General features: G+C 42.8%; 12 protein-coding genes. 4 read left to right on the top strand and 8 right to left on the bottom strand.

Annotated features, from left to right (window positions below; translation table 11 throughout):
- From GBN19_RS13010 to GBN19_RS12980, 7 genes are all read right to left on the bottom strand, one after another.
- Nucleotides 1-978: restriction endonuclease subunit S (locus GBN19_RS13010; protein WP_228271272.1), on the bottom strand; the 978-nt coding region annotated here is incomplete at its 3' end.
- Complete coding sequence (locus GBN19_RS13005) at nucleotides 975-2378, bottom strand: AlbA family DNA-binding domain-containing protein (RefSeq protein WP_151778433.1); 1404 nt, start codon at nucleotides 2376-2378, stop codon at nucleotides 975-977. The genes GBN19_RS13010 and GBN19_RS13005, both read right to left, overlap by 4 nt.
- A complete protein-coding gene (locus tag GBN19_RS13000) occupies nucleotides 2368-4098 on the bottom strand; it encodes a class I SAM-dependent DNA methyltransferase (RefSeq protein WP_151778432.1) in 1731 nt (576 codons plus the stop codon). The genes GBN19_RS13005 and GBN19_RS13000 overlap by 11 nt, the downstream gene beginning before the upstream one ends.
- A 237-nt stretch (nucleotides 4099-4335) precedes the next feature.
- A complete protein-coding gene (locus tag GBN19_RS12995; RefSeq protein ID WP_151778431.1) occupies nucleotides 4336-5235 on the bottom strand; it encodes a recombination directionality factor in 900 nt (299 codons plus the stop codon).
- A gap of 221 nt (nucleotides 5236-5456) precedes the next feature.
- On the bottom strand, nucleotides 5457-6509 hold the full coding sequence (locus tag GBN19_RS12990; protein WP_151778430.1) for a YqaJ viral recombinase family nuclease: 1053 nt from the start codon (nucleotides 6507-6509) through the stop codon (nucleotides 5457-5459).
- A 119-nt stretch (nucleotides 6510-6628) separates the two neighbouring features.
- Nucleotides 6629-7660 carry a DUF932 domain-containing protein gene (locus GBN19_RS12985; RefSeq protein ID WP_151778429.1) on the bottom strand — a complete coding sequence of 344 codons (1032 nt, stop codon included), beginning with the start codon at nucleotides 7658-7660 and terminating at the stop codon, nucleotides 6629-6631.
- Nucleotides 7661-7680: 20 nt separating this feature from the next.
- Nucleotides 7681-7965: a hypothetical protein gene (locus GBN19_RS12980; protein WP_375707873.1), complete on the bottom strand. Its 285-nt coding sequence runs from the start codon at nucleotides 7963-7965 to the stop codon at nucleotides 7681-7683.
- A gap of 716 nt (nucleotides 7966-8681) precedes the next feature.
- Between GBN19_RS12980 and GBN19_RS12970 the strand changes: the two genes are divergently transcribed.
- From GBN19_RS12970 to GBN19_RS15805, 4 genes are all read left to right on the top strand, one after another.
- Entirely contained in the window at nucleotides 8682-9314 is a 633-nt protein-coding gene (locus GBN19_RS12970; RefSeq protein WP_151778427.1) for a DUF805 domain-containing protein, read from the top strand.
- Nucleotides 9315-9343: 29 nt separating this feature from the next.
- A complete protein-coding gene (locus GBN19_RS12965) occupies nucleotides 9344-10090 on the top strand; it encodes a hypothetical protein (RefSeq protein WP_151778426.1) in 747 nt (248 codons plus the stop codon).
- Nucleotides 10091-10117: 27 nt separating this feature from the next.
- Nucleotides 10118-10606, top strand: a complete 489-nt coding sequence (locus GBN19_RS12960; RefSeq protein ID WP_151778425.1) for a hypothetical protein — start codon at nucleotides 10118-10120, stop codon at nucleotides 10604-10606.
- 111 nt (nucleotides 10607-10717) lie between these two features.
- Complete coding sequence (locus GBN19_RS15805; RefSeq protein WP_171494491.1) at nucleotides 10718-10885, top strand: hypothetical protein; 168 nt, start codon at nucleotides 10718-10720, stop codon at nucleotides 10883-10885.
- Between the two features lie 80 nt (nucleotides 10886-10965).
- Here GBN19_RS15805 and GBN19_RS12955 read toward each other — a convergent pair whose 3' ends face one another.
- Complete coding sequence (locus GBN19_RS12955; RefSeq protein ID WP_151778424.1) at nucleotides 10966-11877, bottom strand: YagK/YfjJ domain-containing protein; 912 nt, start codon at nucleotides 11875-11877, stop codon at nucleotides 10966-10968.
- Nucleotides 11878-11994 lie beyond the last annotated feature (117 nt).

The raw sequence follows: 11994 nt of genomic DNA, 5'->3' as shown, positions 1-11994 counted from the left end.
GTTAGTTAAGATTAGTGAACCTTTTTTAAGATAAACAGTTTTTTTCAAACCTTCTTCAATAATAAATTCTTTTGTCTTGAATAAGAATGGAGAAGGATCTGCTGTTGCATCAGCAATTTTCACCCACGGATATCCTGTGGGTGACATAAAGTTTTGAATTGGTCTAGGGGAGCCACCTCGTTTAATTTCAAGAAAATTTCCTAGAGCTTTTGTATCCCATCCCTTCGGCACCTCCCCTAGCTCACTCTCTACTAACTCATCAGGAAATAGCGAAGCAGTTGCTCGCAATTCAGCCAAATCATCTTCAGCCATTTGCTCAAGTTCAGTTTCACTTTTACCGCTAATAGCACACATGGCAGCAAGCTCAGGATCGTTCCCTTCTTGTTTTGCTGCAATTTTGGCACGTACCGGATCAAAGTCAATAAACCAACTTTTAAAAATCACTTGGGCGATGGATTCTAGTGTTTGGTTGATTTGGTTATTAAGATGGATTTTATCGTCTATTGATTTTAAAATTTCACCTATTTTTTTCCGTTTACCTTTTTCTGGTAATCGTAAATTAAATTCTGCCAATGCTTGCCAAGAAACTCTTTGTCTTCCAGATGTTCCTTCCATTCTTGAAATTGCGTAACTTCTAAAATCAGGTAATCGTGCGAGATAGTAAACAAAATCTTCGTCGTCTTTTGACTTTGCTGACAAAACTATAAATTCTGTTGAACCATGGGCAATACAACCTACTGGTAAATTTTCGACTTTAGCTGTTTTACCATTTTCCAAACATGGAGTGATTCGTGCAAATAAGGTATCACCATTTTTAAATTTTGCTCCACCGCCATTAAAAACTTTATTAGAAATTTCAGTAATATCTCTGCCATTTACAGGTAAAGATGCCATATCAATAAAAGGAAACTCCTTACCTTTAGATAACGGACGACTAGGATTAAAATTCACAATATCCTTTATTGTCTCAAAACTCACACCGCACCCCCAAATTCTTTCTTAATCACCCAATAACCACGAGTTCCACCCACACGCTCAAGCCAGCCCGCATCTTTTAAATGATTCAGATGCTTCTTTACTGCTGACTCATTGATGCCCAATTGCTCTGCCATATCTCGATACGCAATTTTGGGATTCTGTTGAATCAATGATAAAACTTGTTTTTGTCGTTCGCTTAATAGATTTTCTTCAATTGAGCCACCGATTGAGCCACCGATTGAGCCACTTAATTGCTCAATCGAAGGACGGTAAAACTCCCAATCGACAAAATCACCTTGTGCTTTCAGTTGAGGTTCGGCATTGCCTGCCTGTAAACAAAGATCTTTAATACGGGCAATACCACTGCCCCACTGCTCGATATAACCCAGCTCTTTAAACACACGCGCCAAAACACGGTTACGAATCTCTGAACGACCTTGTGCCAAATCTTCTTCAGTCAGACCATTGGGCAATCCACCTGGCGATACGATATTCAGAATGTCATCATAAATACCGACCTTAATATCACGCCCTGCATTGCTATAGTCGCGATGCAACACTGCATTCACCAAGGCTTCACGAATAGCAGGGATTGGAATTTCAAAACTTTCTGTGCGCTGTAACCCTAAAATTTCTGCTCGTAGATGCAGATGGTTTTTGATGAATTGCTCTGTTTGCTTCAACTGGCTAAACAAGTCTCCACGGTATTCTTTTTTATCCAAAAACACCGTCATGGTCGTGCCTTTAAAGCGGCTACATTTAATCTCAACCTGCTCATAAAGCCCCAACAAAATGAGCAGCCCATGACTTGGGTAGTCCTGTCCATTCTGCTGAATGATCAATTTGAGATTCCGCATCTTCTGCAAAGACAGCTCTTTACCCACCTCAGCAAAGGCTTGCTTTAAAGGCTGTAAATCTATGTCATCTAAACTGTATTGCGGATTCGGCTGCTCATCAAAAGTCTGGTTCAGACGCTGCAATTCAAGTTGCTGGATATACTCAGGCGATGCCACACGATTACTTGCACCCAAACGGATATAGGTTCCCTGCGCCTTGCCTTGTGGCTTGAGATAATAAGGCAACAATGAACCACGGCTGACTTCAATCACCAGCAACTCTATGCCTTGGATATTCTCGATATAGATATACGGCAGAATATTGGGCGCACACAGTTCATTGATCATCGAAGTGATCTGATCTTGTAACTCAAAAATATCATCTTGAATACCTACGAGTTGGCGATCATCACTTACACCCACTACCAATTTACCACCACTGGTATTGGCAAAAGCAATCAGGGTCTTTGCGACCTGTTGCCCTTTCGGTAACTGCTCTTTAAATTCAAGGGTTTGACTTTCGCCCTTCTGAATTTCCAGCAATAAAGGATGATCAGAACTCATAGCCCAAGCCCTTTAGATTCTTTTTAATCTCACTTTCCAAGACCGCACTTTCAGCAAATTGCTCTTTGAGCTGAGCAGTCAAACGCAGCATTTTCTCAGCAAATGGTTCGCCATCATCTTCCTGCTCGACTGCACCCACATAACGTCCTGGGGTCAATACATAGTCGTGCTTCTGAATATCTTTTAACTCAGCAGAGAAGCAGAAACCTTTCTCATCTTGATACGCTTCGCCTTCAAAATTTTCGCCTTGTTGCCAAGCATGTAAAGCATTGGTGATTTTAGCAATATCTGCATCGGTAAAGTCACGCAGTACGCGATCTTTCATATAGCCCAAATTACGGGCATCGATGAACAGAGTCTTGCCTTCACGGTTGGCTTTCTTTTTATCTAAAGACAAGCCATTCTTTTTGTCCTTGGTTAGAAACCAGATACAGGCTGGAATTTGCGTGTTGGTGAACAGTTGTCCCGGCAACGCGACAATACATTCCACCAGATCGGCTTCGATCAAGTTTTTACGAATCTCGCCTTCATTGTTGGTATTGGAACTCATCGAACCATTGGCAAGTAAAAGTGCCATGCTTCCTGTAGGTGATAGATGGTGCAGCATGTGCTGCATCCAAGCAAAGTTGGCATTGCCTTGTGGCGGTGTACCATATTTCCAGCGCACATCACTTTCTAGAGAAGCATGCCACCAGTCCTTGATGTTAAAAGGTGGGTTAGCCATGACAAAATCGGCACGCAAGTCTGGATGCTGATCATCTAGAAAGCTGTCAGCATTTTTCTTACCGAAATTAAAATCAATCCCGCGAATCGCCATGTTCATGGCTGCTAATTTCCATGTGGTCGGGTTGCTTTCCTGACCATAGATAGAGATATGCTTTTTCTGCTCAGAAGCTTTGTAGTGCTTTTCCTGTGCATGTTGTTCAATAAACTTTTCACTGGATACAAAGAATCCGCCTGAACCCATTGCTGGGTCATATACTCGACCTTTATAAGGCTGCAACATTTCGACGATTAAAGTTACAATGCTTTTAGGCGTGTAATACTGTCCACCCTGCTTGCCTTCAGCCAAAGCAAACTGTCCTAAAAAATATTCGTAGACATGTCCGAGAATATCTTTACTGTGCAGACTGAGTTTCTCGCCATTATATTCAGGCTTGGTAAAACTGGTGTCAGAGAAGGTATTGATCAGATCAAGCAGCTTGTCATTGTCTAGCTGGTATTGACCAATGCGATTCAGGATGCCCTTAAGCTTTGGATTGGCTTTTTCAATTTCATCAAAGGCATTGTCGATCAGCCAAGATACAGAGCGTAGTTTGACGTCTTGTCCTTGCTCATCCTGCCAAATGATAGAGCCGATCGCTTGTGCTGCTGCATTGCGGACACTTAACCAACGCGCTGCTTTTGGCACCCAAAACACGTTTTTTTCTTGGTAGTAATCAAGAATTTCTAATTCGTCAGCGATAGCCTGCTGATATTCTTCATCGCTGTCATAGTGATCACGTGCCATGTAATAGATATTGTTGTCATCTTGATGAGCGAATAAAGCCTTGAGCTCAGACTGTCGCTCATCAAAAGCATCGGAAACGTACTTTAAGAAAATCAATCCTAAAACAATATGCTTGTAGTTAGCGGCATCTAGACTGCTACGTAATTTATCAGCGGCTTTCCAAAGCTTGTCATCTAAATCATTTAGAAATTTTTGTTCCAATGAATGCATTTTATTTCCTCAATCCAAGATCAACCGCTTTGGTTTTATACTTAATGTTAAACAATGTTGCTAAGTTAGCATACCCACGACTTATTAAAAGTCATACAGTTAACAAAAAAATAGTAGCAAGTTTAAGTGCTACTATTTTAACGAGATATGTAGAGATAGAGTCATCGTTTTAGAATTTCTACGACAAATATTGTCGTGAGAAATCACAATCTCAACGTTATGCTATTTTCTAATCTTTTAGTTAAGTTTACTCACAGATTGTTGCAATCCCTGCTGAATTTGCTGGATTGCCTGATTCGAACTAATCTCTACTCCTGATAAATCTTCTTCTTGCTTTGAATAAAACTCCTCCACAACCCGCATCCCATCATCACCCTCATCCCGATCAAACACGGCATTGGCATAGCCTTGCCGTGCTATCTGATCCAGTGACTCCTGTTGAAAGCCGCAGGCTAGAGCTTCCTGTTGCAGTTGCTTGGCGGCAATGATGGCTTGTTGCAAACTGATTCCCTCCCTGAGTGTTAGATCGACATAGTAGATTGGTGTGCCGTAGCTTTGACTGGTGCTTTTGCCTCTTAAGGTCAGCTGTAACGGCAGGCAGGACAGTAAGCCATTCACCGCAGCATGGTAATAACGCAGCCGTGCGGTCAAAGTGCGAATACTGTTAAAACCTGTGGTTCTCAGCACAAAACTGCCAAGTTCATCCTGTTCATCTAAGTTGACGTATAAACGGGCATAGGGCTTGCACTGCCCACCTTGGGCTAACGGACACAGATCAGGGGATGGACAGGCATGTTGCTCAACCCCGTTACCTGTTCGACGTTGGCAAGTTTCACCATCACCAATGCACACAGGTCGTCCCGTCTGACGATCAAACAACGTATATTCAGCCCGTAGATTAAGATCCGGATCATCAAATAGCATTCGCACTGGAATGCTTCGAAGTTTCTGATTGGGCGTTTTGGCGCGAAGCTGTTCATCTAGGGGATGTTTCACCCAGCCCTCTTTACTGTGAATCTGGCTGGTAATGGTAAATTGATCGTCTTTTTCTGGCAGACGCTTGCCATTCTTTTCCACCATCTTACCGATGCTGATACGACCCAGTACCGGTGGGGTAATGATTAAACCTTTGATCATCTTGTCTTTCTCACTATTAAATTACAGAACTGTGGTTTTATGTGGAAGCAACAAGGCCACTGCATGAGACACATCTTCAATGTCTATCTTGTGGATACAGAGAATTGCCAAGCTTCCATGGATTGATCAATCCCGCAGAGCTGTCCAAATGCCCTTTCCTCTGATTGGAGGAAAGGGCGAGAAGGGCGACTTTGCGGTTTTTTTGATTTCAGATGTTTTACTTAAACATCGGATGGATACAGGCTAAAGCGACGTGTGCCTGCTTTGTGTTGCGGAAACTGCTCTAGATATTCAGGATGCTGTTGCAGTAAGGCTTTCGTATCCAAACTGACTGAATCCTTGGCGCGTTTCCATGTCACCGAGCCACCTTGAAATACTGCGCGTTCCGCATCTTGCATCTTGGCTTGTAGTTGATGCTTGAGTAGGTCAAATTGCTCCTGATGTTGCTCAACCAGATTGCGCTGTTGAATCAGTTGTTCAAACTGTTGATTGGCCTCGGCATCTTCAGACAGATCAGCAGTCATTAGGGGCACATGCTCGGGATACAGCAATTGCAGGGCTTTGGCTGCGGAGGCACTGGCATCTACCGAAGGCGGAATATCCTGCTCCACACACTCCCAGAACTGCCGTTCCGCCTGAATGATGTGCGTAATCACCGCTTCATTGCGGCTGACCTTAAAGATCTTGGTCTCATGCCCACACAGCAACACACAGACATGTGCCGCCTGTTTGCCTGTAACAGCCAGTTGATGTTGTACCTGACACAGCACATACAGCGGTACGCCATCACGCCACAGTTTTGCACCATGTTCCCCTGCGGTTTTACACTCCAGAATCTGCACTTCAGGAGTGCCCACCACTGAATAATCCAAATTGGCGAGCATAAAATGCTTATCGGGATCAGGATGCTGTAATACCGCATTGACACGACGGACTTTATGCTGGGTATGCAGGCTGTAATATTCAGCAACCAGTGGCTCTAGCTGTTTGCCCCAGTACAAAGGCGCATGCCCTTGCTGTTCATCGTCAAGGTTTTGCTGAATCCGTCCAGTCTTGATCATCCACAGTTCCAGCATCGACATGTAGGGATTGAGGCCACAGGCGGCCGCACAGTCGCTGCTACCAATGCCTTGTCTGCGGATCTCAAGCCATTCGGCTTGACTCATATTCCGGGTATTCACCAAACGCTTGGCGGTCATTAATTTGGGGGCAACAAATGGCTTGTTCTGCTGGGACGTTGTTACGGAGAGCGAAGGGTTAATTTGTTGATTCATAATCTTTTCCTTAATTTTGAGCATAAAAAAGCCTTAGCCGACTTACGTCGGCTAAGGCGATATTTGATGTAGATATATTTGTCGTTGTTAAGCTCAATATTACTTAGGCTAGAATGAGCTTAGGCAACTAAACGTAATGCCTGTTCCAGTCCACGTTGTTTCAGGGATGCTCCTGCACCAAACCAGGCTGAATCCAGACGATGATCCTGACTCATGGCACGACGTTCATGGTCTGCGAACTCAGTCATGGCGCACAGCAAGCCATAAGCGGTATCTTTGGCGGAACTCAGTTCTGCCCCACGTCCCTGACCGTTAAACATTGTCATAACTTTGGACATGGCCCGTCCATTGGGTTCGGTTTTTGGCTCGGCTTTGTTTGTCGCAACATTGCGGTAGAATTGAATGATGCTATCTTCCTGATCTGCAATGCTGAGACTGGTATTGTTAAATACCGCATCAAAATAGGCTGCGGCTTCGGTTTGGCTGACTTTACGTTGACTGAGCTGTTTCATTTCGTACATGTGTTCATCCCATGCACGGACTGAAATACCGAGTTGCTGTTTGACCTTCTCGGCATCAAACTTGGTGCTATGCGGGACTTTGACCACGCCTGCACTGCTGCTTTGTCCTTTCAGGGCAATTGCCAAGGTGTTGTTACACACCACCCGAATGGAAGTAAATTGGGCGGTGGTGGCTAAAGTGCCATCACATGCGGTTGCCAACAAGATATAGCCATTACTGACATCTTTGCCTTTTAACATAGACGTTTGCCCAGTCTTCGCCAGCGCCCAGAACTTCTTACCCCCTTTGAGCACTCCTGCGGTTTCCAGCTCAAAGCCCGCCTGTTCAGTTAAGTCACGATAGAAATTGAGAATTTCTAAAGGCTGGACTTCCTGATAACGCTGACTGACCACCGAGAGTGGTGCATGGGTATCAGAACGATATAAGACGCGCTGTTCCTCAAATGGCAGAATAATGTTCTGCCCACGTTGATTCTGCGCCATATAGCTGACATTGGAAGATTCAATCCGCCAGTCCATGCCCGCTTGTTGTGCCCAGACTTCAATCGGCTGATTGGGTGTGAGTGGATTGCCTAAACCATGCCACGGGGTTGCACCCACATAAGCCATATTTTCAATCAGATGTGCCATTGGGTATTCTCCTGATTCAATTACTGAAAGTTACGACCACAATCTTCACAGTAGAAATACTGATAGCTGGGGCTTTGCTTAGGTGCATCATCAAACAGGCTCCCCAACAGACCACCAACCACGGCACCGGCAATTCCTCCAATCAAAGGCGAAATTGGTACAGGCAATGATTTGGATAAGGATGCCCCAATCGTGGCAAAGGATGCGGATGATGAGAAAGTACTGCCATTGGATGAACCCGCCTGTGTTTGGTTCTGAATGACACGGGTAACATGATTTGAATAACAATAAGGACAAGAACGCATAATGATAAACCTCTAGAAATAAAAAAGGGCTTACCGTTGAGGCAAACCCGAATAAAGAAAGATGATTCTCATCTAGATGATATATATCTGAATTCTTTTTAAATTGACGTTACAGCTCACTCCGATTATGATTTGCTGGCTGACCTACATTGTCAGTCGGTTTTGACAGACCGTTTCCTAAGAACACTAAAAGTTTCCTACTTTTAGTGCGTAATCTCGTGCACCCCTCTGCGGCGGAACGGGAGGGGGACACTTTCGAGTGTGCTGATTCTTAGGTTCAGTCTGTCAACCCCTTCTCGTTCTGCCACCATAATCAATTGACAGTGATTCGGTAGAACTTCTTATACATACAGGAGTCGCCATGACTATGCTTAAATCTCAAATCCTTATCCCGATTCCTTCCAATCAGACTGTAGTACTCCCTGTTACAGACTAATTGAGCACAATAAAGCAACCATCCATTCGGCTTAGCAGAAAGAGAATCTGTCTCCTGTATTGATTGATAGACTATAAGTTAATTATAGGCAAGCTTGGTCACTATCCTTAAAGATAAGTCTTAGAAATTTATAACCTTTAATTCGCTTAAGTACTTTCATTTTGCTCAGCAGAAGATGGTAAACTCCATCAAGCCTCCACGTCCGCCTATAGATAAGCAAAACTAAGACAGGCTGTGGGTTTATTCCTAAACAAATACCAAAAATAAGGATACTAATATCATGAAAGGCAAAATTCTTGATTTCTTCATTCAGGACAACACCGGCATTATCTTAGGGGATAATGGCTTACGCTATCCATTTTCAGGGCAACAATGGAAAGAACAGATTAATCCTATCCGTGGCACCGCGGTTGATTTTGAGGTCAGCGCTGATCAGCAAGCGATTGCCATCTATATCGATGCACCTATCCCAGCACAACCTTCATCACTGAATAAAACAGCTCACGAATCTATTCCGACTTCATCAGTTTTAAGTCAACAGATCCTTCAAGGATTAGAACAAGCCACAGATAACCACTATTACACTGCGATCCTAAATTGCTTTAAAAAATTTGCGGACTTTAATGGACGCTCAGCTCGAAGTGAGTTCTGGTACTTTCAACTCTTCTGCTTGCTGCTCAGTATCTTCTTGCATTTCATCAGCCAAAACCTTGCTTCGCTTGCCATGCTGATCGTCATGCTCCCCAACCTCGCAGTCAGTGTACGTCGTATGCATGATATTGGGCGTTCAGGTTGGTGGGTCTGCATTGTTGCCGTACCGATTGTCGGGCTGTTCTTATTCTTGTTTTGGGCAATCCAAGACAGTGATCCTGAAACCAACCAGTACGGCCTAGCGACTCAATCAATCAACTAAAAAATAAAAACTGAATCTGGATATATCAAATGCATAAAACAACGTTCGCACTTCTTCTTATCTGTGGTTTATCTCTACAAGCCTGTTCCAAAACCGAACATGCCACAACAGCGGCTGCTAGCCAAGCACAGACCGAAGCAACACCACCTTCTGACATTCCCTTATCTGAGGTGGGGAAAATGGCAATTGAAAGTAATGGTAAAGCTGCACTACAACAGCTCTTGGATCAGGAATCGCCAAACACCTATACCGTCACTTCAGTCAATAACGTCAAGTTCATCAATCAAGATCAGAATAACAAAGGCTTATATAACTATACGTGGAATATTCGCTTTAAAGAGAATGCTACTCAGAACATCCTCGGTTGTGATCATACTGACGTTCTCTGGGATTCTGACAAGAATGAAGTCGGTGCAAGTCTGAAAAATGAGTGTATGAATGTGCTCGAAGAAGCTCAGAACGCCCCATCCAACACAGCACAAAATACCTCAGCAGGTACAGCACAAACCTCACCTATACGTATCTCACTCGAACCTGATGTGGGTCAGCCTGACTACTACACCAATGTTAATATTCAATCAACGGTTGATCAGCTTAATTTTTATGGTCTCTCCGTCAATCGTGGTAATTGCCAAGTCATGTCAGACTTTAAACCCAATACACATAAAATCTTACGCTTTGGCAGTGTTATAAAATTGGGTGCTCGTTGCCGTCGAGACAAAATTATTGAACTGACAGTCACCACAGATCAAGGCAATTGGACATTTAACCCATAGCAGCCCTGCAATAGGAAACATCAAGCGATGAATAAAATAGCGATTCTGATCGGTATGATTGGGCTATTGTCAGGCTGTAGTGAACTCAATTATGGCAAACTGAGTCTTCAAGCCAAGGACTGTATTGCAGATCATTCAGTCCATTGTAACGATATTCGTATCCGACAGACGATTGCAGGATTACAGTTGTTTCGAGACCGGATCAGCGATGAACCTGACAAAGTGAAAGATGAAGTTGGAGAAGCAGGCTATCAGCAACTGCTACAACTGGTGGATCACAAGATTAAATTTTTAGAGCAGCAACGCCCAAACTTTTATTTAAGATGGTTCCAAGGCGATGCCCGCTATGACAAGGAAGTGGATTTTGGCGAAAGCATCGATGTTGAGATTGGGCGAATCATTAATCACTCAAAATCAGAACAACACCCACAAGCACCTACATCCACTCAAGCTCCTATCATTCAAGATGGAGAAACGGTGCAAACGGCATCTGCATCCTCTGAACCAGCTTATTGACTTGCCAGTGCTGATTACAAACATGAGTATGCATTTTTAATTACGGGGCCCACTACTGAGATTGACTACAAGGAAGTCATCACGACCAATCAGGGTACAGTCAGCTTTGATATGCAGACTACATCGGTTGCACAGAATATGCTGCTAGAGAATCTCAGTATTGGGGAATGTATTCACTTTAGAGCACGAGATCCTGCAAAGTCACAAGGTCAACATCATCTTGCTTTTGAAGCATACATCAGTGATCCAGAAAAAATCTCATGTGACAGTATGCATTAATCATGCTAATTCATTGATTTAAAGCCTTGCTGAAGTTGAGTTTTAAGCAAGGCTGTTTGATCTACTTATCGTGAGGAAAGCTACGCTTCGATTGATCTATAGCGTCGATAACTACGCTGATAAGTTCCTGTACCAAATGTCCGCATATGTTTAGGCTTTACACGCAAAGATTGATGTGTCTTTTCAGGGTTAACCAAATACACCCCTACATTTAATGCATTTTCAACTTCTCTTGGCCGATCACGATGAATCATACCTACACCTAACTTACCTAAACTTCTGAACTGATCTTTATGCTCTTTGGTATTACAGTTATAGCCATGTCCTGCTTTTTGGGTAATCATTTCCCATTTTTTAAGAACTTGATCCGCATAATAATAATCTTTGTGACGAGCTGCACCGTTATAGATAAGCAATAAGTGGCAATGGTAGCCTTTTTCCTCACCCTGCTCTAATGCCCATGCATATCCCTCAATATCTTTAAAGCAGGTGTCACCATCCTGTATAAAACCGATGAGTTTTTGAACATCATCTCTAAATACCCGAATATCAATCTCTGATTGTTTTTCTTTCCAGTAGGATAGATCAACACGGATAAACAGTAATCTACTATAGTGCCCTATGAGGTTTTCAAGATAATTCAGTAATGTATCTCTATTTCTCTGTTCAGATGAAATAAAGCTATCCAACTCACGCTGCGCTTTTCGTTCAAATTGAGCAAACATCTGTTGTATGGTTTTATAGTCCATTTCATCCAACTTTTGCTTATCAATCTTGCCTCTAAAGCTACATTCCTCCATCAGCTCAAGAAATGCTTGTATGTAGGTTGAGTAACATAAAGACGGGGTATATTCATAATCCATTTCGTATATTAAGTAATTCAACTTATTCCTAAACTCATTCCAAATCTCTCTTTCTTGAAGGGTCTTTTTTACAAAATGTTCAATATCTATCATGAGTTTAGAATGATTACATTCCAAGTAGTCGCTCATGTTATGATCTCCTATGTAAGGTTACGTTACATAAGAGAAGTGAATGGTGTTTAAAATTACAGTTGAGTTGTATTACTTTATAAATTATTGAAATAAATATATTATTCTATTAAGTTA

Source organism: Acinetobacter brisouii, assembly GCF_008993995.1.
Lineage (GTDB): Bacteria > Pseudomonadota > Gammaproteobacteria > Pseudomonadales > Moraxellaceae > Acinetobacter > Acinetobacter brisouii_A.
Note: the sequence above shows the minus strand (reverse complement) of the source record. Positions and strands in the feature narration are given on the sequence as shown.